Origin of the sequence: Amycolatopsis sp. NPDC051071, from assembly GCF_040682875.1 — a bacterium.
In the GTDB taxonomy this organism is placed as follows: Bacteria; Actinomycetota; Actinomycetes; order Mycobacteriales; family Pseudonocardiaceae; genus Amycolatopsis.
In genome coordinates this window covers 1-21,636 of sequence record NZ_JBFBBY010000007.1, presented here as the reverse complement: position 1 = coordinate 21,636, position 21,636 = coordinate 1, and the positions used below count along the sequence as shown (strand labels likewise).

The 21,636-nt window shown below is 69.2% G+C and carries 18 protein-coding genes and 1 pseudogene; 5 read left to right on the top strand and 14 right to left on the bottom strand.

Going from position 1 to position 21,636, the window contains the following annotated elements; all coding sequences use genetic code 11:
* Window positions 1-19: 19 nt before the first annotated feature.
* Both AB0M65_RS03930 and AB0M65_RS03925 read right to left on the bottom strand, forming a co-directional pair.
* On the bottom strand, window positions 20-598 hold the full coding sequence (locus tag AB0M65_RS03930) for a dihydrofolate reductase family protein (protein ID WP_364020956.1): 579 nt from the start codon (window positions 596-598) through the stop codon (window positions 20-22).
* A 95-nt stretch (window positions 599-693) separates the two neighbouring features.
* A complete protein-coding gene (locus AB0M65_RS03925; RefSeq protein WP_364020953.1) occupies window positions 694-1,587 on the bottom strand; it encodes an NADP-dependent oxidoreductase in 894 nt (297 codons plus the stop codon).
* 70 nt (window positions 1,588-1,657) lie between these two features.
* On the opposite strand from AB0M65_RS03925, the gene AB0M65_RS03920 reads away from it, so the two are divergent.
* Entirely contained in the window at window positions 1,658-2,230 is a 573-nt protein-coding gene (locus AB0M65_RS03920; RefSeq protein WP_364020951.1) for a helix-turn-helix domain-containing protein, read from the top strand.
* 103 nt (window positions 2,231-2,333) lie between these two features.
* On the opposite strand, the gene AB0M65_RS03915 is transcribed toward AB0M65_RS03920, so the two are convergent.
* A complete protein-coding gene (locus tag AB0M65_RS03915) occupies window positions 2,334-4,904 on the bottom strand; it encodes an FtsX-like permease family protein (protein ID WP_364020948.1) in 2,571 nt (856 codons plus the stop codon).
* 4 nt (window positions 4,905-4,908) lie between these two features.
* Window positions 4,909-5,649, bottom strand: a complete 741-nt coding sequence (locus tag AB0M65_RS03910) for an ABC transporter ATP-binding protein (protein ID WP_364021175.1) — start codon at window positions 5,647-5,649, stop codon at window positions 4,909-4,911.
* 141 nt (window positions 5,650-5,790) lie between these two features.
* On the opposite strand from AB0M65_RS03910, the gene AB0M65_RS03905 reads away from it, so the two are divergent.
* Window positions 5,791-6,990 (top strand): sensor domain-containing protein, encoded by a 1,200-nt coding sequence (locus AB0M65_RS03905; RefSeq protein ID WP_364020945.1) that lies wholly within the window; start codon window positions 5,791-5,793, stop codon window positions 6,988-6,990.
* Complete coding sequence (locus tag AB0M65_RS03900) at window positions 6,978-7,625, top strand: response regulator transcription factor (RefSeq protein WP_364020942.1); 648 nt, start codon at window positions 6,978-6,980, stop codon at window positions 7,623-7,625. Before AB0M65_RS03905 ends, AB0M65_RS03900 begins: the two co-directional genes overlap by 13 nt.
* 35 nt (window positions 7,626-7,660) lie before the next feature.
* Here the strand turns inward: AB0M65_RS03900 and AB0M65_RS03895 are convergent, their stop codons facing one another.
* Both AB0M65_RS03895 and AB0M65_RS03890 read right to left on the bottom strand, forming a co-directional pair.
* Window positions 7,661-8,107, bottom strand: a complete 447-nt coding sequence (locus AB0M65_RS03895; RefSeq protein ID WP_364020939.1) for a nitroreductase family deazaflavin-dependent oxidoreductase — start codon at window positions 8,105-8,107, stop codon at window positions 7,661-7,663.
* 41 nt (window positions 8,108-8,148) lie between these two features.
* Window positions 8,149-8,589 carry a VOC family protein gene (locus AB0M65_RS03890; protein ID WP_364020936.1) on the bottom strand — a complete coding sequence of 147 codons (441 nt, stop codon included), beginning with the start codon at window positions 8,587-8,589 and terminating at the stop codon, window positions 8,149-8,151.
* Between the two features lie 121 nt (window positions 8,590-8,710).
* Between AB0M65_RS03890 and AB0M65_RS03885 the strand changes: the two genes are divergently transcribed.
* The gene (locus AB0M65_RS03885; protein ID WP_364020933.1) at window positions 8,711-8,905 is read left to right on the top strand and encodes a hypothetical protein; all 195 of its coding nucleotides are present in this window, start codon (window positions 8,711-8,713) and stop codon (window positions 8,903-8,905) included.
* Window positions 8,906-8,911: 6 nt separating this feature from the next.
* Window positions 8,912-9,979: a serine hydrolase domain-containing protein gene (locus AB0M65_RS03880; protein WP_364020930.1), complete on the top strand. Its 1,068-nt coding sequence runs from the start codon at window positions 8,912-8,914 to the stop codon at window positions 9,977-9,979.
* Between the two features lie 140 nt (window positions 9,980-10,119).
* On the opposite strand, the gene AB0M65_RS03875 is transcribed toward AB0M65_RS03880, so the two are convergent.
* The 8 genes and pseudogenes from AB0M65_RS03875 to AB0M65_RS03840 form a co-directional block, all read right to left on the bottom strand.
* Window positions 10,120-13,434 (bottom strand): serine hydrolase, encoded by a 3,315-nt coding sequence (locus AB0M65_RS03875; protein WP_364020927.1) that lies wholly within the window; start codon window positions 13,432-13,434, stop codon window positions 10,120-10,122.
* Complete coding sequence (locus AB0M65_RS03870; RefSeq protein ID WP_364020924.1) at window positions 13,431-14,423, bottom strand: ABC transporter ATP-binding protein; 993 nt, start codon at window positions 14,421-14,423, stop codon at window positions 13,431-13,433. Before AB0M65_RS03870 ends, AB0M65_RS03875 begins: the two co-directional genes overlap by 4 nt.
* Window positions 14,420-16,324 carry a dipeptide/oligopeptide/nickel ABC transporter permease/ATP-binding protein gene (locus AB0M65_RS03865; RefSeq protein ID WP_364020921.1) on the bottom strand — a complete coding sequence of 635 codons (1,905 nt, stop codon included), beginning with the start codon at window positions 16,322-16,324 and terminating at the stop codon, window positions 14,420-14,422. The genes AB0M65_RS03870 and AB0M65_RS03865 overlap by 4 nt, the downstream gene beginning before the upstream one ends.
* A 1-nt stretch (window position 16,325) precedes the next feature.
* Window positions 16,326-17,306, bottom strand: coding sequence for an ABC transporter permease (locus AB0M65_RS03860; RefSeq protein WP_364020918.1), 981 nt, complete (start codon window positions 17,304-17,306; stop codon window positions 16,326-16,328).
* Window positions 17,306-18,904 (bottom strand): ABC transporter substrate-binding protein, encoded by a 1,599-nt coding sequence (locus AB0M65_RS03855; RefSeq protein WP_364020916.1) that lies wholly within the window; start codon window positions 18,902-18,904, stop codon window positions 17,306-17,308. The genes AB0M65_RS03860 and AB0M65_RS03855 overlap by 1 nt, the downstream gene beginning before the upstream one ends.
* A 16-nt stretch (window positions 18,905-18,920) precedes the next feature.
* Window positions 18,921-19,814, bottom strand: coding sequence for a serine hydrolase (locus tag AB0M65_RS03850; protein WP_364020914.1), 894 nt, complete (start codon window positions 19,812-19,814; stop codon window positions 18,921-18,923).
* Window positions 19,811-21,199 (bottom strand): serine hydrolase domain-containing protein, encoded by a 1,389-nt coding sequence (locus tag AB0M65_RS03845; protein ID WP_364020911.1) that lies wholly within the window; start codon window positions 21,197-21,199, stop codon window positions 19,811-19,813. The genes AB0M65_RS03850 and AB0M65_RS03845 overlap by 4 nt, the downstream gene beginning before the upstream one ends.
* A gap of 119 nt (window positions 21,200-21,318) precedes the next feature.
* Window positions 21,319-21,450 (bottom strand): annotated as a pseudogene (locus AB0M65_RS03840) (serine hydrolase); the annotation flags it as partial.
* Between the last annotated feature and the right edge of the window lie 186 nt (window positions 21,451-21,636).

The window sequence follows — 21,636 nt, the reverse complement described above, 5'->3', positions numbered from 1 at the left end:
TCCGCGCCTTCCATCACCGTCAGGCGTGCCGGGTGGGCCGGTAGACGATCTCCTGGGTGTGGCCGTCGAGGATCCTGCTCTCGAGCAGTTCGAGGTCGAAGTCGGCCGCGCCCTGGAAGATCGGCCTCTGCCCGGTCTGGCCGGTGAGCACGGGGAAGATCGTCACCTGGACGCGGTCGACCAGACCGGCGGCCATCAGCGCCCGATTCAACGACAGGCTGCCGTGCGAGCGCAACGGCACGTCGGATTCCTTTTTGAGCCGGGCGATGACGTCGACCGCGTCGCCACTCACGATGGTCGCGTCGGGCCAGTCGAGTGGTTCCCGCAGCGTGCTCGACACGACCGTCGACGGCAGATTCCTCATGCGGGTGACCCAGGGATCGAAGACCTCGGGTCCCTCGGAGCTCGTGGCCAGCATCTCCACGTTCTCCCGAAACGTGGTGGCCCCGAAGACCATCCGCTGCTCTCCGGCGTACAAGGAGAGGCGGCGTTCGAGCAGCTCGGGCCCCTGCTTGCCCCAGTAGCCGCCCCAGTCGCCGCTGTGGGAGCCGAAGCCGTCGAGGCTGGAGAAGATGTCGAAGGTGTACGTGGCGGTCATAACGCTCTCCTCGGGTGCGGCCGGCCTGTTGCCTGCCTCTCACCCTGACTACGAACGCACTCGACGCCATCCGACACCTACCGCGCGAAGACTTCTCAGATGACTATGACCCGGCGCCCGCGTGTGTGCCCGGCCTGGCTGTCGATGTGCGCGGCCGCGGCTTCGGCGAGCGTGTACGACTTCTCGATGGGGATAGTGAGCTTTCCCCGCGAGATGAGCCCGGCGGCTTCGGCGAGCGCGTCCGGCACGCTTCCGGCCACACCGGAGAACCGGACACCGAACTCCGGCGCGCCGAGATCGGCGATGGAGACCACCTTTCCCGGGTCTCCGGTCAGTTCGACGAGCTCCCGGAGCACACCATTGCCCACCAGGTCGAGTGCCGCGTCGACTTCGCCGAGTGCGCGCACCCGCTCGACCCAACCCTCGCCGTACGTCGTCGCGACGGCGCCCAGACTTCGCAGATAGTCCTGGTTGGCGGCGCCGGCCGTGCCGATCACCCTGATGCCGCGTTCGCGAGCGACCTGCAGCACCGCCGAGCCGACTCCCCCGGACGCCCCGCTGACCAGCAGCGTCTGCCCGGGCCGCACCCCGACCTCGCGGATGACGCGCAGCGCGGTCTCCACCACCGAGGGATATCCGGCCGCCTCCTCGAACGTCAGCTCTTCGGGCAGGAGGGCCCAGGCCGACAGGACGGCGAACTCGGCGTAGGTACTCGAACCCTCACCGAACACGTGATCGCCGACCTTCACGTCTTCGACGCCCTCACCGACCTCGTCCACCACTCCCGAGGCGTCCAGGCCGACACCGGAGGGCAGCGTGATCGGGTGGGCCCCCAGGATCTGGCCTTCCCGGATCCTCCAGTCGACGGGGTTCACACCCGCCGCCCGGACGGCGATGCGTACCTGACCAGGGCCCGCGTGGGGCTCCTCGGCGTCCAGCAACCGCAAAACGTCCGGACCACCGAACTCGGCGAAGCTCACTTTCTTCATGCCGACGACCATATCACTAACCGTTAGTGTTTCGAAACAGATATTGTTTTGGATCTGATAGCCTCAGCCGATGACCGTGCCGACCGGGCGTCGTGAGCGCAAGAAGGCCGCGACCCGCCAGAAAATCGCCGACACCGCCCTGCGGCTCTTCCTGGAACGCGGGTACGACGAGGTGGGCATCCGTGACGTCGCCGCGGAGGCCGACGTCGCCGTTACCACGCTCTTCTCCCACTTCGCCTCGAAAGAGGCCCTGGTGTTCGAGCAGGACGCGAACTTCGAGGAACGCCTTACGCGGGCGGTCACCGGCCGGGAGCCGCAAGAGCCGCTCCTCACCTCGCTGCGCCACGAGATGCGGGCCATGGTGCGGCATTGCGCGGCCGACAGCGCCGCCCCGATCTGGCGCATGATCGACGAAGCACCCGCCCTGCGGGAGTACGAAGAGCTGATGAAGCTGCGCCACGCGGCATCGCTGGCAACGGCCATCGCGGGCGACCTCGGCCTGGCGCAGCCCACGACGGCCTGCCGGACGATCGCGCGGTTCGTGATCGACGCCCATTCCCTTGCCCGCACGGCCCCCGATCCGGATGCCGCGGTGGACGAGATCTTCCGGATGATCGAGGCTGCCTGGGACGTCGGGATGTGAGCGTGGGGCCCGGCCTCCGGGATCTCGGCTCAATGCCCGCGTCCATGAAGGATCTGGGACATCCCAAATCCTTCATGGACAAGCCCGGGCCCGCTCAAGTGAGCTACTCGCGCAGGCCGATGGCCTCGATCGGCTTCGACCGCAGCGCCACCCTGGTGGCCAGCCCGAGTGAGACCAGGCCGAGCAGGATCGCGCCGAGGATGACCCCGCCGAAGACGGAGATCGGGCCGGACGGCAAGGGCGTCCCGCGCAGGCCGAGGTTCAGCAGCACCAGGGGAATCCCCGCCACCACCGTCCCCAGCAGGGCCGCGACCCCGACGGTCGCCAGTGCTTCGAGACGCATCATCCGCACCACTTGACGCTTCGTCGTGCCGATCAGCCGCAGCAGGGCGAACTCCCTCGACCGCTGCGCCGTGCTCATCACCAGTGTGTTGGCCACCGAGATCACGACGTAACCGAGGATCACGCCGACCGCGACCAGGTTCACGTAGAACTGGGCCTGCTGCTGGCCGCCGGTGGGCGCGGCCACCGACGATCCCGGGGTCACGACCAGACCCGGGTACCGGGTGGCGAGGTCGTTCAGGGCGGCAGTCACCGTCGCGGAGTCCGCGTCGGGCTGCTGCCGCACCAGCACGGAGTCGTCCAGCCGGTCGGCGGTGTGCGCCCTCGCCAGTTCGACGGGCAGCACGTAGTTGCCGAAGGCCTGGTCCCGGGTGTACGTGGCGACCAAGCGCAACTTCGCCGGAGCCCCGTCACCGTAGAAGAACTCGACGTCGTCGCCGATCTTCTTCTCGTACCAGTCGGCTTCCGACTCGCTCATCGCGACGGTGTTCCCGGTCAGGTCGGTGATCTTGCCCGACACGATGCCCAGGTCCAGATTGCCGCGCACCTGGCTACCGTCGAGGCCCTGCGCCCCGTACCGCTCGACGCGCAGGCTTTCCTGCTCCTGCACCGTGTTCATCACCTCGGTACGCACGACCGGGGTCGCGGCGGAGACACCGGGGATCCGCCGCGCGGCCTCGGCCACCTCCGGCGAAAGACCTCCGGTGCCGCTCGCGATCACGTGGTCCGCGCTGGTCGACTCCACGGTCTGCTCCTGCCGGGCGGCCGCGGCGGTGGTCTGGCTGTAGAACATCGTCAGCGCGAACGAAACCGCCAGCATCACCGGGGTCACCGCGGCGGCGAGGCGCCGCGAGTTGGCTTGGCTGTTCGCGGCGGCCAGGTAGCCGCTGATCCGCGACGTCCTGGTGAGCACCGGCGCGATCAGCTTCGTCATGAACGCGACCACCTTCGGGCTGACCACGGCCAGTCCGATGATGATGATCAGCGCCGACCCCGACGAAGCCGCGAGACCCGCCTCACCGCGCACGAACATCGGGACCATCGCGCCGCCGAGACCGGCCACGACCAGCGCGCCACCGATGGCGGTGCGCACGCGGCCGAGTTCACGCCGTTCCACCGCGGCCTCACCGAGTGCCTCCACCGGGCGGATCGACGACGGGCGCCGCGCGGCCGACCAAGCGGCCAGCCGGGCCGTGCCCAGGCCGAGCACCAGCGCGGCGATGAGCGGGATGGGGCTGAGCGCCAGTTCGAAGTCCGGCGGGATCACCCCGATGGCGCTGAAGGCGTTCCTCAGCCCGTAGCCGACGGCCACGCCGAGGCCGCTGCCCAGCACCCCGGCGACCACCGCGACCAGCATGGTCTCGGCGCCGATGAGCTTGCGGATCTGCTGGGGTGTCGCCGCGATCGCCCGCAGCAGCGCGAACTCCCGGCGACGCTGGTTGATGACCAGTGCCAGTGTGCTGGCCACGACGAACACCGCGATCAGGAGCGCGAACCCGCCGAACGAGCCGGCGAGCGCCATCAGCAGCATCCGCGTCTGGCTGACGTCGAGGAATTCGACCGTGCTGCGCTCCACCCCGGTCGTCACCGTCACCGTGTCGGTGCCCACCGCGGCGCGGATCTTGTCGGCGAGGGCGGCCGGTGTGACGCCGGGGTCCGCCACCACACCGATCGCGTGTGCCTGGCCGGGCACACCGGCGAGTTCGGCCGCCTTCTCCTCCGAGAAGAACACCGAGGACTGCCGGGACAGGCCGTCGCCCGACTTCGGGGCGGCGATCCCGGAAACCCGGTAGTCCACCGGGGCCGAGCGGACCGCGATCTTCACCCGCTGACCGACGGCCACCCCGCTCCGGGAAGCCAGGGCCGCGTCGAGGACGACCTCGTCGCCGCCGGTAGGCGCTCGGCCGTCACGCAGGGAAAACGGCGCCAACGCGGCGGCATCCCAGTTGTGGCCGAGCGACTGGCCGCCTTCCGGCCCAGTCAGGGCCTGGCCGTCGGCCGTGACGACGTTGGCGGGGAAGCTCTGCTCCGCCACCACGCCGCGGACGCCGGGGACGGAAGTGATCGGCCCGGTCAGCGCCACCGGCACCGAGGCCTGCTCACCGACCTGCTGGGCTTCGAGGGCGCCCACCCCGGGCGGTTCGACCGTCTGCTGCCCGCCGACCACGACCGCCGCGTCGGCGTACCGCTGGGTCGGGACACCGGCCCGCAGGCCGGATTCCATCAGGATGCCGCAGCCGGCGACCAGCGCCGTGCCGAGGAGGATCGCGATGAACGCGCCGACGAAGCCGCTCAGGCGGGTCTTGATCGTCTGCCATGCCAAATCCCACATGACGTCACCACTCCCCGAGGTGGGTCATGCGCTCGGCGACCCGCTCGGGGGTGGGCTGCGACAGGTGACCGGCCAGCTTCCCGTCGGCAAGGAACAGCACGCCGTGCGCGGCCGACGCCGAGACCGGATCGTGTGTGACCATCAGCACCGTCTGACCCATATCGTCCACAATGGAACGGAGCAGGTCGAGCACCTGGCGCGCGGTGCGCGTGTCCAGCGCGCCGGTCGGCTCGTCGGCGAGGACGATCTCCGGCCGGGTGACCAGCGCGCGGGCGATCGCGACCCGCTGCTGCTGGCCACCGGACAGCTCCGACGGGCGGTGTTCGAGCCGCTTCGCGATGCCGACGCCCTCGACGATCTCGCGCAGCCACTGCGGGTCGGGCTTCTGCCCGGCGAGCCGCATCGGCAACGTGATGTTCTGCAGAACGTTCAGCGACGGCAACAAGTTGTACGCCTGGAAGATGAACCCGATCCGGGTCCTCCGCAGCTCGGTGAGCGCTTTCTCCCGCAGCCTGCTCAGCTCCGTGTCGCCCAGCAGCACCCGGCCGGAACTCGGCCGGTCCAGCCCGGCCGCGCAGTGCAGGAAGGTGCTCTTACCCGATCCCGACGGTCCCATCACAGCGGTGAACGTGCCCTTGCGCACTCCGACGGTCACCCCGTTCAAAGCTGTGACCGCGCCGTCACCGGATCCGTAAACCTTGCTCACGGACTCCAGCGCCAAAGCGCACACGCCCCCTGAATTCATCATTTCCCCTTAAGCGGTGGTGTTCTCTCTCGACAAAACCTACGGTCGCCGAGGGCCGGAATCGATCCCGCGTGAGGGAAGACTCGTGGTAGGGCAGGCACCACCATGAGGCCGGTCGAGTCCGGATGGGACACTGTGCGGGTGACTATCCGGCTGCGGTCCTGTTGGTCCGCGATCCGGTACCTGGCAATCGGCGCGGCCTCGTCGATGCTCTCCTGGTTCATCCTCGTCGGCATGCTCTTCGTGCTGCTGATGTGCCCGTTCGGCGTCGGCATCCCTGCCCTTCCGCCCGCGCTCAGGCTGATCCGCCATCCGGTCAACTTCGAACGCCGCCGGGCCGCCCGCCTGCTCGACGAGCCGATCCCCGAGCCCTATCGCTCCGGGAACCCGGTGACCGATCCTGCCTCGCGACGGGACCTGGGCTGGCTCGCCTTCCACGGCGCCACCGGTTTCATCATCGGCAGCTTCGCCATCGCCCTGCCGCTCGGCGGGATCCGGCAGGTCATCTCGGCGTTCATCTGGCCGCTGGTGCCCGGCGGGGTGGAAAGCTCACTCGGTTTCCTGGTGACATCCTGGCCGCTGGCGGCGGTCAGTGCGATCACCGGCGTCGGCATGATCGCGGTCACGTTCCTGCTTCCCCGGGTCGCCCACTGGCAGGCCTCGGCCGCGCGCAAACTGCTGGAGCCCGCGGCCGGGGTCGTGCTGACCGACCGCGTCGTCGAACTGGCCGCGTCCCGCGCCGCCGCGCTGGAGGCGCACGGCGCCGAACTCCGTCGTCTCGAACGGGATCTGCACGACGGGACGCAGGCGAGGATCGCCGCGGTGGTGCTGCAATTGGGGATCGCCGACTCGATTTTCGAGAAGAATCCGGAAAAGGCCCGGGAATTGCTGGGCAAGGCACAAGACACCGCGACCGGCGCGCTGGCCGAACTGCGCACCGTGGTGCGCAGTATCTATCCGCCGCTGCTGACCGACCGCGGCCTCGACGGCGCCGTCACGGCGCTGGCCGATCGCTGCCCCGTTCCGTGCACTGTGGACGTTCGCAGCAGCAGCCGTCGTCCCGCCGCGGTGGAGGCGGCCGCCTACTTCGTCGTCGCCGAGATGCTCACCAACATCACCAAGCACTCCGGCGCCGAACACGCCTGGGTCACCCTCGACGGCACGGCCGACACCCTCAGCATCGAAATCCGCGACGACGGCCACGGCGGCGCGGACGAATCCCAGGGCAGCGGACTCGCCGGGATCCGCAAACGCGCCGAAGCCTTCGACGGAACGTGGAAGTTGACCAGCCCGGCAGGCGGGCCGACCGTAGTGAAAGTGGAGTTGCCATGCGGGTCGTGATCGTCGAGGACGACGCGCTGTTGCGCGAAGGGCTCGTCCTGTTGCTCAACACCTCCGGCATCGACGTCGCCGCGGCCATGGACAACGTGGACGAGTTCCTGGAAGTGGTCACCAAGGAACGGCCGGACGCGGTGATCACCGATGTGCGCCTGCCGCCCACGCACACCGACGAAGGCCTCCGGGCCGCGGTCAAGGCGCGGAAGATGTACCCCGGGCTGCCTGTGCTCGTGCTGTCCGCCCACGTGGAGACGGGCTACGCGGCCGAACTCCTCGCCGACGGCAAGGGCGCTGTCGGGTACCTGCTGAAGGAGCGGGTCGGGAAGGTCGAGAAGTTCCTCGACGCGCTCGACCGGGTGGTCAAGGGCGGGACGGCCATGGACCCCGAGGTGATCACGCAGCTCATGGCGCACCGCCGGGCGACCGATCCGCTGGAAGGGCTGACCGCGCGCGAGCGCGAAGTGCTCGGGCTGATGGCGGAGGGGTACAACAACACCACCATCGCGGAACTGCTGGTGGTGAGTGATGGCGCGGTGCACAAGCACATCCGGAACATCTTCGCGAAGCTGGGGTTGCCGGAGGACAGCGGGCATCGGCGGGTGCTGGCCGTGTTGGCTTACTTGAGCGGGAAAAGCTGACACTCGCCCGCTTCCGCGATGCTCGCCCCGTGAGTTCAGTCCTGCGGGGTGAGCAGGACGATCGGGATCACGCGTTCGGTCTTCCGCGCGTACTCCTCGTACAGCGGGAAGATCCGCGCCATCTGAGGCCAGAGGATCGCGCGCTCCTCCTCGGACGCGACCCGAGCGCGCGCGGTGAAGCGGCGGGTACCGGCCTGAACCCCGACGCTCGGCTCCGCCTCGAGGTTCTTGAACCACGCCGGATCCTCGTCGGCACCGGCTTTGGACGCGACGACCACGAAGTCGTCGCCGGACTTGCCGTAGATCAGGCAGGTGCGGCGGGGCTCGCCGGTCCTGCGTCCGGTCGTGGCGACGATGAGGGTGTACAAGCCGTTCGACTCATGTCCCTCCGTACCGCCTGAGGCCAGATACGTCCGGGTCTGCTCGGCGACCCAGTCCCACGTCGAGTCGGTCGCGCGGTCGAGGTCTTCGGCGACGGCCATAGCGGCGGTCCTTTCCGGTGCGGGTCAGTGGTGGTCGAGCATCAGCCGATCTGTTCGGCGAGCCCGACGATGATGCCCTCGGGACCGCGGACGTAACAGAGCCGATAGATGTTCTCGTACTGCTCCAGTTCGCCCACGAGGTCGGCGCCGTTGGCGCGCAGGCGGGCGATGACTTCGTCGATGTCGTCGACCGCGAACATGATGCGGCGCAGGCCCAACGTGTTCGCCGGCGCGTCCTTCGGTTCGGGGGTGATGGCCTTCGGCTGGTGGAATTTCGCCAATTCCACCCGTCCGTAGCCGCCCGGGACGCGGAGCATGGCGACGTCCTGGCGGACGTCTTCGAGCCCGATGATCCGTTCCGCCCCCGGCCAGTCGAGTGGCCCCTTGTTCTCCAGCTCCATGCCCAGCTCGACAAAGAACGCGATGACCGCGTCGAGGTCTTCGACGACGATGAGGACGTTGTCCATCCGCTGGATCGCCACGCAAGATCTCCTTCGCTCGGTGCGGTCACCGTAGCCACGGTCACCGGTAGCGCCAGCACCACCCCGCGATCGGGGGTCACTCCCCTGGTCCCGCACTTCGCCGATCTCTAGCGTCTTTCCCATGAACGACACCGAAAAAGCCGGCGGTACGCTCGTCACCGCCTCCCTCTGGCTCGTCCTCCTCGTCAGCGCCGCCGCCAACTCGATCGGCCAGTTCGCGGGGATGGAGTACCTGTACCGGATGATCGCGGGCGCCGTCTCGCTCATCTGCATCGTGCTCCTGGTCATCCGCTACGTGGCGCGGCGCAAGGCCTGAGACGACGTGATCGGAAAACTGTCACTCCTCGTCGCCGCCACCATGCTCACTCAGACCTTCCCGGCGCACGCCGCTCAGGACACCCTCCACCGGACCGCTCAGGAAGTCGTCGGCCAAGGCGCGACCGGTGTCCAGATCCGGTCGATCCGGGACGGCCGGGTCCGCACGGCGGCCGCGGGGGTGGCCGACCTGGTCACCCATGGGCCGGTCTCCACCGAAGGGCGGTTCCGGATCGGCAGCACCACCAAGCCGTTCGTCTCGACCGTCGTGCTGCAACTGGTGGCGGAGCACCGGATCCGGCTGGACGACCCGGTCGAACACCACCTTCCCGGGCTCCTGCCGGAAGGGAAGAAGATCACCGTCCGGATGCTTCTCCAGCACACCAGCGGGTTGTACGAGTATCTCCGCGGCGAGCCATTGGCGAGTGAGGACTTCGCGAAGTTCCGCTTCAAGCACTTCGACGCCGAGGACCTCGTCGCGCTCGCCACCGTGCAACCACTCGACTTCCGGCCGGGCACCGCCTATTCCTTCTCCAACACGAACTACATTGTGCTGGGCATGCTGATCGAACGGATCACCGGACGGCCATGGGGTGCCGAGGTGACCGAGCGGATCTTCCTTCCGCTGAAGATGGACCACAGTTCCGCCCCCGGCGACCGGATCCGCATTCCCGGCAAGCACGCCCGCGGCTACCTGCCGTCCGGTCAGTCCCTTGTGGACGTCACCGAGATGAACCCCACCATGGCAGGCTCCGCCGGAGCCCTGATTTCGACGACGGCGGACCTCGACAAGTTCTTCCGGGCCTTGGCGAGCGGGAGGCTGCTCCCTCGCGTCCTGCTCGCCGAGATGACCAGGCCCCTGCCGTTCACCAACGGGTACGCGCTCGGGCTCGAGACGCGGAGGACTCCGTGCGGCGTGACCGTGATCGGCCACACCGGTGGGATTCCGGGCTACGCCACCGTCGCTTTCACCAGCCTCGACGGGAAACACCGGGTGCTGGCCTCGCTGACCCTCGGGCACGGTCCCGGCAACGACGCCGTCCACGCCCTCATCGACAAGGCCATCTGCGCCTGAACACCTGCTGATGGGCCGAAAGCGTCCTTCGCCGCCTCTAACGCGGTGAAGGACGCTTTCGTCTCATGGCCCGATCGGCGACACGGCGAAGACGCGGCAAGGCAAAGGTGGGCAAGGACGCCACCTTTGCCTTGCCGCGTTTAGGACACCTTCGGCGTAGCGCGTACGCCGTAGTGCATGTACGGCTCTCCGGTCGGCAGTTGGTAGAAGGTCAGCGACATCCACGTCTGCGTTCCCGGCTCACGGAACACGAAGAGCGAGTCGGTCACCGGCACCAGATCGAACTCCTGACTCTTCTCCGGGACGAGGTCGGCGAGAGGTCCGGTGACGGTCTGCCGGAGCCGCAACCCGTCCTCCGCCGCCATGATCTCCATCAACGCACCGGCCCGCTCGTAGACACCGACGTGCTTCGACCCGTCGACCGTGACCGGAACCGCGGGCGGTTCGAGGGGCTTCGGCATCGCCACGTCGGCGAGTTCGGCGAAGATCTCGCGGTACAGCTCGATGTAGAGGTCCCGCGTGTTGCCGCCGTTGGTGAGCAACGTGACGGCGAGGCCGTGGTCGGGTAGCAGGCGCAAGAACGCCGACTGCCCGATCGTGTTGCCGTCGTGGCCGATGACCCGCTGCCCGCTCCATTCGTCGCGGATCCAGCCGAGCCCCCAGGAGTCACCGATCGAGTGCTTGTCGGGGATGTCGGTCTGCTTCTCGGCCATCGCGGCGGCGGACGCCGTCGTCAGGATCCGTTCCCCGGACGGGGCGAGACCGCCGGTCAGGTGCAGCCGCGCGAACCCGAGCACGTCCTTGGTGGTGGCGGTGATCAGCCCGGCGGGGCCCATGCTCCGGGGCAGGGTCCAGACGGGTGCGGGCCGAGGATCTTCGTCACCTTCGGCGACGTGGCCGACGGCCGCTCGGAGCAGCAACGCCTCCTCGGGCAGCGTCACGGTGTGCGTGAGGCCGAGCGGCGCGAACAGCTTCTCGCGCATCGCCGCGTCCCAGGTGAGCCCCGTGAGCTTCTCGATCACCCGGCCCATGATCACGAAACCCGAGTTGCAGTAGGAGAAGGTCGCGCCGAGGGGATGGTTTTGCGCGGCCTCGTCGAGGACTTCGATGTAGCGCTCGAGGCAGTCGTCGCCGCGGCCGGTGTCGGTGAACACGTCGCCGTCGATGCCGCTGGTGTGCGTCAGCAGATGCCGCATGGTGACCTGCTTGGCCACGTCGGGATCGGACAGCCGCAGTTCGGGGAGGACGTCGGCGATCGGCGCGTCCAAATCGAGGAGCCCGTCGTCGACCAGTCGCATCACCACGGTCGAGGTCCACACCTTGGAGACGGAACCGATCTGGAACACCGAATCCTCGGTGACCTCGACCCCGGTCGCGGTGTTGAGCACGCCGAAGGAAACGTGCGCCTCCGCGTCGTCCCCGATCCGGGTGATGCCCAGCACCGCACCGGGAACGCGGTGCTTGCGGGCCAGTTCGGCGAGACGGCCGCGCCAGTGCGCCGCCTCGATCGGTACCCGCGACACCCCGCCTGCCGGTGCCGCGTACTGCTCGACCCAGTCCAGCACGCGCCGGTTGAAGTCGAGCCGGTGCGACGGCGGACCGTCGAGGATGAACAGGTGCGAGCCACCGGGATACAGCACCAGCCGCGACGGGACGCCGCGCGCACGCAGGGCGCCGAACCACTGCTCCGCCTGGCCGACCGGGCACCGCTCGTCTTCCGCGCCCTGGATGATTAGCGTCGGTGTGCGGACCTTCCCGACCTCGGCGAGGGGCGAGAACCGGCTGTGGTCCTCGTCCAGTGACGAGCCGCCGAGCTCGCCGACGGCGAGGTAGTACCCGACGTCGGAGGTGCCTTCCAAACTGGTCAGATCGCTGACCACGCCACCGGTGACAGCGGCGGCGAAGCGGTTGTCACGGCTGGTCAGGTAGCAGGTCATGTAGCCGCCGTAGCTGTACCCGGCGACGGCGAGCCGGTCCGGGTCGGCGATGCCTTCGGCGACCAGCCGGTCCAGCGGTTCCAGGAAGTCGCCTGAATCGGCCACGCCCCAGCCACCGACGGCGGCCTGGTAGAAGTCGTCGCCGTAGCCGTCGCTGCCGCGCGGGTTGAGCAGCAGCACCGCCCAGCCGCGTGCGACGAGCGCCTGGTGGTAGAGGTGGATCGAGTCGGCCGCACCGTTCCAGGCGTTGTGCGGGCCGCCGTGGATGTCGAGCAGGAGCGGCGATGCCCCGTCCCTCGCGGGGTCGCGCAGCAGCCAGCCGTGGACGACGGTGCCGTCGCCGATGGTGAACTGCCGATCCTCGTGCTGGAAGAGTTCCACTTCGGCGACCGGGGCGCCGTGCCCGGTGCGCACGTCGACAACGCCGGTCACCGGGTCGACGACCGCGATCTCGCCGAAGGACGTCTTCGTGGCGAGGACGACCACCGTCTTGCCCGCCGCGGTGTCCATTCCGGACACGACCCTGTCACCCGCGAGCACGGCTCGCGGGTTTTCACCGGCGGCGTCCACCGCGTACAGATGGGTGTAGCCGCGATCCCGGAGTCCGAAAAGGACAGACCCGTCCGCGGCCGTCTTCGGGAGCGCGCCGGGGTAACCGGGGCCGCCCGCCATCACGTTGCGGTCCAGGGGAGCGGTCAGGTCGACCGGGTCGCCACCGTCGAGCGGCACCCGCAGGAGGCCGGCGACACCGACCTGGGTGTCACCCCGGCCGACCACCAGGAGCGCGCTCCCGTCGGCGGTCCAGCCCGCGGTGCCCACCATGCCTTCGCCGGAGCCGATCAGCCGCGGCTCCGAGGTCTTCGTGGTCACGTCGAGGACGTAAGCCCCCGAACGGAAGGTCAGGTCGGCGTCGGTGTCCTGTGCGGCGGCGAACGCGAGGTGCGTGCCGTCGGGCGACCAGGCGGGGTCGCCGGCGTGCCAATCGCCGAAGGTCACCTGCCGGACCTCCCGGGTGGCGACGTCGAGGACGTGCAGATGCTTGCGGATGGTCTTGATCAGCCCGGCGCCGTCGGCCTTGAAGTCCAGCCGATCCGCCACCACCGGGGCGTTCGGCGCGGGTTCGCCGCCGGTCAGGTCGATCGCGGCCGAGAACGCGATCTTGCCGCCGTCCGGGCTCCACACCGGGGCTCCCGCCCCGAGCGGCAGTTCGGTGATCCGTTCGGCCTCCCCGCCCGACGACGGCAGGAACCACACCTGCGGCGGGCCGTCCTGCGCGCGGAGGAACGCGATCCTGGAGCCGTCCGGCGCCCAGGCCGGTGCCAGGTCGGTGGTTCCGCGCGTGAGCTGCCGGGCTTCGCCGGTGGTCGCGCCGACCTCCCAGAGCGTGTCCACGTTCCGGTCCTCGTCGCGCTCCGCGGTACGCAGGACGTAGACGATCCGGCCGCCGTCCGGGGACAGCGAAGGCTGGCTGGGAACGGCGATTCCGTACAGATCGTCGAGATCGAGACGTCGGGTCATGGTGCGCTTGCTCCTCGGGGGATCGCGGGCTGGTGGCTCTCGGTTTCACTGAAGTGGCAGGCCGCCGAGTGACGTCGGGATGCCGCGTCCTCGGTGGGGTCCGCCTGGAAGCAGAGTTCACGGTCGGCGCGCACGAGCGGTCCGGCCGGACATCGGGTGTGGTAGCGGCATCCACTCGGCGGGTGGTGCGGGTCCGCGGGTTCGACGTCGGCGGTGGCCTCGTCCGCGCCGGTGTCGAACAGGGAGGTGTGCGCGGACGGTGCCGCGGCGAGCAGGTCGCGGGTGTAGGGATGCTGCGGATCGGTGAGCACCTGCTCCGCCGGGCCGACCTCGACGATCCGGCCGAGGTACATCACGGCGACGATGTCGCTGAGATAACGCACGACGGCGAGATTGTGCGAGATGAACAGCATCGACAGCCCGAGCCGACGCTGCACGGACCGGACCAGGTTGAGCACCGCGCCCTGCACCGAGACGTCGAGCGCGGAGGTGATCTCGTCCGCGATCAGCACCTCCGGCCGTCCGGCCAGCGCACGGGCGAGCGCCACCCGCTGCCGCTGGCCACCGGAAAGCTGCCCCGGCAGATGACCGGCACGCTCGGGATCGAGGTTGACCAGTTCCAGGAGCCGGGCGACCTCGTCCCGGCGCGCGGCGCGGCCGGGCAGGACCCCACGCGGGATCGCTTCGGTGATCGACTCACCGATGCTCATCCGCGGGTCCAAAGAGGAATACGGGTCCTGGAACACCATCTGCAGCGGGCGGCGCCGGGGCAGCTTCCGGACGTCCACGCCGCCCAGCAGGACCCGCCCGGCGCTGACCGGCGAGAGCCCGACGGCGGCGCGGGCCAGCGTCGACTTCCCCGAGCCGGACTCACCGACAAGCCCGACGACCTGTCCGGAAGGGACGGTCAGCCCGACGTGGTCGACCGCCGTGAGACCACGCCTCCCGCCGTACCGCACACTTACCGCCTCGAAGACGAGATCGCTCATTCGGCACCTCCGGCGGTCACGGTTTCCTTGGCGGGCTGGGAAAACAGCGTCTCGGACGGGTACCAGCAAGCAACGCGGTGCCCGGTCTCCACCCGTTCGAGGACCGGGTCCTCAAGACGGCATTTGTCGGTGACCGCCGGACAGCGGTCCGCGAACGCGCAGCCGTTCGGCACGCGATCCGGTTCCGGTGGACGGCCGGGGATCACCGCGAGCGGCGCGTCACGATCGGTGTCGAGGTCGAGCGTCGCGGCCAGCAACGCCCTCGTGTACGGATGCCGCGGTGTCCCCGCCGACGGCAGGTCCTCCACCACCCGGCCGGCGTACATCACCAGGATCCGTTCGCACGTCTGGGAAACGACCGCGATGTCGTGGCTGATCAGGATGATCGCCGTGCCGCGCTCGGCACGGGTCTGGGCGAGCAGGCGCAGCAGCTGCCGCTGCACCGTGACGTCCAGCGCCGTGGTCGGTTCGTCGGCGATGATCAGCCGCGGGTCGCCCATCAGGCCCATGCCGATCATCGCGCGCTGCCGCATCCCACCGGAGAACTCGTGCGGGTACTGCCTCGCGCGCCGTTCGGCCGCGGGGATCCGCACCGCGCGCAACCGGTCCACGGCCCGCTCGGACGCCTTCGCGCGCGGAAGGCCCTGGTGCTGTTCGGCCACCTCGGCCAGCTGGCGGCCGATCCGCGTGGTCGGGTTGAACGAGGTCATCGGGTCTTGGAACACCATCGCCAGCGACGTGCCGAGCAGGCCCCGCAGTTCCCGTTCCGGCGTGGTCAGCAGGGGTTTCCCTGCGAAGTCGAGCCGATCAGCGGTAACCACGGCGGGTGCTTCGACCAGCTTCGACACCGCCAGCCCGGTCAGGCTCTTCCCCGAGCCCGACTCGCCGACGACGCCGATCGCCTCGCCCGCGCGGACGGTGAAGCTCACCCCGCGCACCGGAACGGTCCAGCCCGACGGACGCGGGAACGCCACTTGGAGGTTCTCCACCACCAGCACGGCGTCGTCACGATCCTCGACGACATCTTCCCTGGCGGGAGCGACCGGCCGCGGCGCGAATTTCCGAAGCCCGGTGCGGACCCCGATCACCCCGGCGACGGTCTCGCCCACCAGGTTGAAGGCGAGGCCCGCGAGGACCACCGCGACACCGGGCGCCAGAGCGGCCGCCGGGTTGACGTAGATCCCGTTGAGTCCTTCGCCGAGCAGCCGTCCCCAGTCGTATTCCGGTGCCTGGACACCGATACCGAGGAACGACAGCCCGGAGAACGCCAGCAACGAGGCACCGGCGCCAATGGTCGCGTTCACCACCAGCGGCTCACCGATGTTGGGGAGGATGTGCCGGACCAGCAACCGGATCCGGCCGACGCCGGAGATCCGTGCGGCGGACACGAAGTCCTGGCCCGCCACGGAGGCCGACAGTGTCTGGGCCAGCCGCGCGAAAGCCGGTGCCAGCGCGAAGCCGACCGCCATCACCGCGCCGTGGGTACCGACGCCGAATATCACCGAGAAGAACAGCACCAACAGCAGCCCGGGGAAAGCGACGGCGATGTTCACCGCCGAGACGATCAGCCTCGCGGCGGGCCTCGGCAGCAGCGAGGGCAAGGTGCCGAGGACGAGCCCGGTCACCACACCGATCACCGTCGCGAGCACCGCCAGCACCACCGACAACCTCGTGGCCACCAGGACGCGGAAGAGGATGTCGCGGCCGAGGTCGTCGGTCCCGAGCCAATGCGCCGCGGACGGCCCCTGGCCGATCGCGTCCGTGTCGATCGCGAAAGCGTTGTCGTGCCACAAGATCGGGGCCAGCGCCGCGAGCGCGATCACCAATACCAGCAAGGTCGCCGAGAACGCGCCCACCGGGGTACGCAGGGCCGCGACCCATTTCGCGCGCCGATTCACCATTTCAGCTCTCCCGGATTGTCGAACGCGGATCGAGGACCGCGAGCAGCACGTCCACCAGCAGGTTCACCAGCAGCACCCCGATGCCGTAGACGAGCACGATCCCCTGCACCAGCGGATAGTCCTTCTGCAGGATCGACTGCGCGATGGTCGACCCGAGGCCGGGCCAGGCGAAAACGTTCTCCACCAGCACCGTCCCGGCGACCATCCCGGTCAGCATCAGCCCGCACATGGTCAGCGTCGCGGTCAGCGCGTTCGGCAACGCGTGCCGGAGGTAGACCAGCCGCGCGGGCAACCGTTTCGCCCGCGCGGTGCGGATGAAATCATTGCCCAGCACCGAAAGTGTCTCCACTCGGACGATGCGGGCCAGCACCGAGGCCGGCCCGAGCGCCAGCGCGATCACCGGGAGGACGAGCGAACTGGCGCTGTCGCTGCCCGCAACCGGGAACCAGCCGAGCTGGACCGCGAAGAACGCGACCAGCGCGACCGCGAGCAAGAACTCCGGGATGGCCGCGAGCAGCACGGTCGTCGAGGTGAACCCCAGCTCGCTGCCCCGTCGGCGTCCGCCCCTGGTCAGGACGGCGAAGGCGAGGCCGAGTGGGATCGCCACCGCGATGACCACCGCGAAGGCGGGCAACGCCAGTTGAAGGGTGGCGGGCAGCCGGTCCCCGATCACCTCGCCGACCGGCTGCCCGCTCATCATCGACGCCCCGAAGTCGCCGGTGATCAGCCCACCGAGGTAGTGGACGTACTGCTGCCACAGCGGATCGTCGAGGCCGAGCGCGGCCCGCCGAGCGTTCACCAGTTCCACCGGCGCGGTCAGGCCGAGCGCCGCCCGGACCGGGTCGCCCGGGATCAGCTGGATCATCAGGAACGCCGTGGTGACCAAGACCCACAGCGAAACCGCGAACCGGCCGAGGCGACGCACGGCGAACGTGAGCCAGGGGCTGCCACGCAACCCGGCTGGGGCGAGCGCGACCGTCATCAGCTGTACATCCGGATACTCGACGGCTCGGTCGAGCCGAAGTTCATCTTGAACCGGGTGTTGCTGCCGAAAGTCGGGATGACGGAGTCGACGTACGGCACCACGTCGAGCCGCTCGATGAGCGCCGATTCCGCCGCGAGCCAGGTCGAGCAGCCGGATACACCCGGCATCTGCGCCGCCTTGACGGCCTCCGCTTCGTACTTGGCGTTCTCGATATGCGCGAAGTTCGTACCCTCCGGCGGTTTCGGCCCGGAGACGAAGGGGACGACGTTGCTCGGCAGCGGCAAGGTCACCGGCGCCATCGAGATGTCCCATTCACCGGATTCGAAGAGCACCTGATTGGTACCCGGGCTGTCGAGGCCTTTGAGCGTGACCTCCGCGCCGACGGCCTTCCAGGATTGCTGCGCCAGTTCGGCGGCGGACGCCATCGTCGGGCCGACCTGGGTGCCGTAGATGGCGGTGAGCGCGAACCGCTTGCCGTCCTTGACCCGGACGCCGTCCGGTCCCGGCGTCCAGCCCGCCTTGTCGAGGGCGGCCTTGGCCGCGGCGACGTCGAACCCGGGGAGCTTCCCGCTCACGGCGTCGCCTGCGCACGCCTTGGGTTCGATGGTGACCATTCCCTGGGAGGGGGTCCCGGAACCACTGGTGAGCACCTTGCCGATCTGGGCGAGGTCGAGTGCCTGCACCAGCGCGCGGCGGACGGTTTCGTCGCGGCCCGCCCGGCCGGGTGCCTGGTTGAAGAACATCTCGCCCAACGGGATGGCCTGATCGCCGTGGAACAGCTTCTGAGCACGCAGGCGCTGCTGGTCCTGTCCGGTGATCCGGGCGGCGTTCAGTTCACCGGACAGCAGCAGGTTCGCCGCGGTCGTGGTGCTCTGGATGACCCGGAAGACCACCTTCTCCGGCAGGCCCGGCTGCTCACGCTGCCAGTCCCCCGGGCCCCAGCCGTACTCTTTCCGCCGCGTGAGGGTGTAGTGGTCGTTCGGCACGATCTCGGTCATGGTGAACATGCCGGTGCCGTACTTCCCCTTGGCCAGCGCGGACCGGTCGGTGACGCCCTTGCCGCAGACGATCGGCAGGTTGCCGACGTTGCGGAGCAGGAAGGCGTCCGGAGCCCCGCTGGTGAGGGTGATCGTCCGTGCCGCGTCGTCCGCGGTCGCCTTGCTCCCCGGCGCGACCGTGAGTCCGGTCATCGTGGATCTGTTGGCGGGATCGCCGACGAAGTTGATGTTCGCCGCCACGTCACTCGCGGTCAGCGGAGTGCCGTCGTCACAGGTGATCCCGTTCCGCAGGGTGAAGGAGGCCGTCGTCGTGGTGGCCTCCCACTTCTCCGCCAGACCGGCGATCGGCTTGCCGGTCTCGTCGAGGTTGATCAGGCTGTCGTAGAGGTAGCGGCCGATCTCCAGTGCGACCGCGAGCACGGTCATCGCCGGGTCGAGCGCTCCCGGATCCGTGCCGATGGCCATGGTGAAGGTCTTGCCTTCGGTCAATTTCTGGTTCGCGGTCCGGTCCTCCCCGGATTGCGACGTCCCCCCGCACGCGCTCACGGTCAAGGCCACCACGCTCGCGATCGCGGCGGTGAGCCGGGCTTTCTTCATGGGGTTCTCCTACTGGTCAGGTCTGCGCGCGAAGGTGATCAACGGCGAGCCGGGCGGCCTCGCCGATGGCGGAATCGACCGCGGGTAAGCGGTCTTCGAGAGAATCGGCACGGGTGAACACGGCGACGGCGTACCGGCGACCGTCCACCTGGGTCACCACTCCCGCTTCGTTACGGACGGCGGGCAGGGTTCCGGTCTTGGCCGCGATCGCCACGTCTGCTGGGAAGCCTGACGAGATCCGGTGCGGCCAGATCTGCTGGGCCATGATCGCCCGGACGCGTTCGCAGGCGGCCGGGTCGCCCGCGCGGTCGGTCCAGATGGCGTCGAGCAGTGTGGTGATCTCGCGCGGGGTCGACGACGTGGTGCGTTCCGGGTCGAGCACCGAGAGCTTCCACAACTGTTCCTCGGTGGCTCCGGCGAGGATGGCCTCCAGGTCGTCGTCCGGCTTCGCGCCGAGGTCGGCGACCACCGAGGCGAAGAGCTCCTCACAACAGCCGATCAGTCTGGTCCTGGTGAGTCCGAGATCGGTGAGGACCCGGTCCACCGCTTCCTGGCCGACCCGGTGGTAGATCAGGTCGGTCGCGGCGTTGTCGCTCATCGTCAGCATGAAATGCGCGAGGTCGCGCCAGCTCATCTCGACGTCGTCGGCGCACCCGGCGGTGCCGATCCCGCCGATCCGGTACCGCGCGGTGACGCGGGTCCGCTCGGTCTCGTCGAGCCTGCCCGCGGCCACCTCCCTGGCGAAGGCGACAGCCACCGGGATCTTGAACACCGACGCCAGCACGACCGGGTCGTCCGCGCCGACACCGACCTCGGGTCCGCCGGATACGCCGACCTCACGGGCGTGCACGAAACCGCGTGCGCCCGCCCCGGCGAAGACCGCCTCGATCTCGTCGGCGATCGCCGTCACCGGCTCACCCGCCGGTCCGCGCGTCCGGTGTGGACGTACAGCGCCCGCCCGCTGCCGTCGTCGCCGACGAACGCGTGCGGCATGTGCAGGCCCATACCGTCGTGTTCGACGACCAGGGTGTCACCTTTGTAGCCGAGCAGCCTGCTCTTCTCCGGCCCCGTTCCGAGATCGGCGAATATCCCCTTCGGCGTGCGCTCCAGCCACAGGTCACCGTCGTCGTCCTGGCTGACGACGATGTCCGCCACCTGCGAGGAGTACTCACCCACGTAGCGGGACGGGTCGGCAGGGGCCTCCGCGGCGTTGGGTTCGGGCAGCGGCGGGACCTCGACCCCGGCCAGCTCGCCCAGCACCTTCCGGAAGATGTCCAGGTAGAGGTGCAGCGACTTGCCACCGTTGGTCAGCAGCGCCACCGCGACGTTGCTGCCCGGCACCACGCGCAGGAACGCCGACTGGCCGATGGTGCCGCCGTCGTGGCCGATCACCGGGCCGCCGTCCCAGTCGAAGATCATCCAGCCGAGCCCCCACGCCCCGCCCATCAGGCCGAGGTAGGGCAATTCGACCTGGCGCTCCCACATGGCGCGTGCGGTTTCGGGCTTGAGCACCTGGGTGCCGTCGTCGGCGCGGCCTTCGTTGAGGTGCATGCGCACGAAGGTGAGCAGGTCGCGCGGGCGCATCGCGAGATGCGAACCGGCGGGGACGTTGGACCGGGTCAGCGCCCAGGCCGGCGCTGGGACCGACTCGGCGTCCGGATCCGGCTGCAGGTGGCCGATCGCGGCGCGGTACCGGATGGCGTCATACGGTCCAGTGGCGGCGTGGGTCAGCCCGAGTGGCTCGAAGAGGTGATCGCGCAGGCAGTCGTCGTAGGACTTGCCGCGCAGAACCTCGATCACGCGGCCGAGCACACAGTAACCGGCGTTGTTGTAGGAGAACATTTCCCCCGGCTGGAACAGCTGGGGGACGTCGGACAGCGTCGCCACGAACTTCGCCACGCAGTCGTCGCCCAGCCCGGTGTCGGTGAAGATGTCGCCCTCGAACCCGGACGTGTGGCAGGTCAGCTGGCGGACGGTGATCCGCGAAGCGGCGTCGTCGTCGGAGAGGACGAACTCGGGAAGGTAGTCGCGGACAGGCTTGTCGAGGTCCAGCCTGCCCTCGTCGACCAGTTGCATCGCGAGGGTGGCCGTCCACACCTTGGTTATCGAACCGATCTGGAAGACGGAATCCACTGTGGACTCGACGCCGGTGCCGGTGTTCAGCAAGCCCGCCGCGTGGTCGATCACCTCGCCGTTCGCGAAGACCGCGACGGCCGCGCCGGGCACCTGGTGTTCGGCCAGCAAGGCTGGGAGGTTCTGTTCGAGCCAGGCATCGATATCGGAAAGTTTCGACATGAGCATCCTCGTCCGTGGAAAGGGTGGACCGGCGTTTCCGGAATGCTAGGACGGTGACGGGCGTCACCGGTTCGTGCGGAACGACGAGAGCGGCGGGAAAATTCATCCGGTCGGACGAATCATTCGCTCCCGGCCTCGGGAAGCCTGAGCCATTCGACCGCCCGCGCCGCGGCGAAGCCGATGAACGCGTCACGCTCCGGCACCCGCGACCGCGCGTCGACGGCGTCGGTGAAAATCCCTACCGCGTAACGGCGGAGTGTTTGCCCTGGTCAGACGGCGACACCTGCGTTCTAGCGACCCAAAACACTCACGACACCCGACCCCTCGGTACCGGTGCCCGCGTGCTCGCCTGAGGTACAGGAAGGCCCCCTTCCTTGCGCCTAGGTACAGGAAGGGGGCCTTCCTGTACTTGGGCAAGGCGTGAAGGTCGAGTTTCC

Bases quoted from the DNA above. Each gene is read 5' to 3' on its own strand.
- AB0M65_RS03930 (WP_364020956.1), bottom strand. From the start codon at position 598: ATGACCGCCACGTACACCTTCGACATCTTCTCCAGCCTCGACGGCTTC.
- AB0M65_RS03925 (WP_364020953.1), bottom strand. From the start codon at position 1,587: ATGAAGAAAGTGAGCTTCGCCGAGTTCGGTGGTCCGGACGTTTTGCGG.
- AB0M65_RS03920 (WP_364020951.1), top strand. From the start codon at position 1,658: ATGACCGTGCCGACCGGGCGTCGTGAGCGCAAGAAGGCCGCGACCCGC.
- AB0M65_RS03915 (WP_364020948.1), bottom strand. From the start codon at position 4,904: ATGTGGGATTTGGCATGGCAGACGATCAAGACCCGCCTGAGCGGCTTC.
- AB0M65_RS03910 (WP_364021175.1), bottom strand. From the start codon at position 5,649: ATGAATTCAGGGGGCGTGTGCGCTTTGGCGCTGGAGTCCGTGAGCAAG.
- AB0M65_RS03900 (WP_364020942.1), top strand. From the start codon at position 6,978: ATGCGGGTCGTGATCGTCGAGGACGACGCGCTGTTGCGCGAAGGGCTC.
- AB0M65_RS03895 (WP_364020939.1), bottom strand. From the start codon at position 8,107: ATGGCCGTCGCCGAAGACCTCGACCGCGCGACCGACTCGACGTGGGAC.
- AB0M65_RS03885 (WP_364020933.1), top strand. From the start codon at position 8,711: ATGAACGACACCGAAAAAGCCGGCGGTACGCTCGTCACCGCCTCCCTC.
- AB0M65_RS03875 (WP_364020927.1), bottom strand. From the start codon at position 13,434: ATGACCCGACGTCTCGATCTCGACGATCTGTACGGAATCGCCGTTCCC.
- AB0M65_RS03870 (WP_364020924.1), bottom strand. From the start codon at position 14,423: ATGAGCGATCTCGTCTTCGAGGCGGTAAGTGTGCGGTACGGCGGGAGG.
- AB0M65_RS03865 (WP_364020921.1), bottom strand. From the start codon at position 16,324: ATGGTGAATCGGCGCGCGAAATGGGTCGCGGCCCTGCGTACCCCGGTG.
- AB0M65_RS03860 (WP_364020918.1), bottom strand. From the start codon at position 17,306: ATGACGGTCGCGCTCGCCCCAGCCGGGTTGCGTGGCAGCCCCTGGCTC.
- AB0M65_RS03855 (WP_364020916.1), bottom strand. From the start codon at position 18,904: ATGAAGAAAGCCCGGCTCACCGCCGCGATCGCGAGCGTGGTGGCCTTG.
- AB0M65_RS03845 (WP_364020911.1), bottom strand. From the start codon at position 21,199: ATGTCGAAACTTTCCGATATCGATGCCTGGCTCGAACAGAACCTCCCA.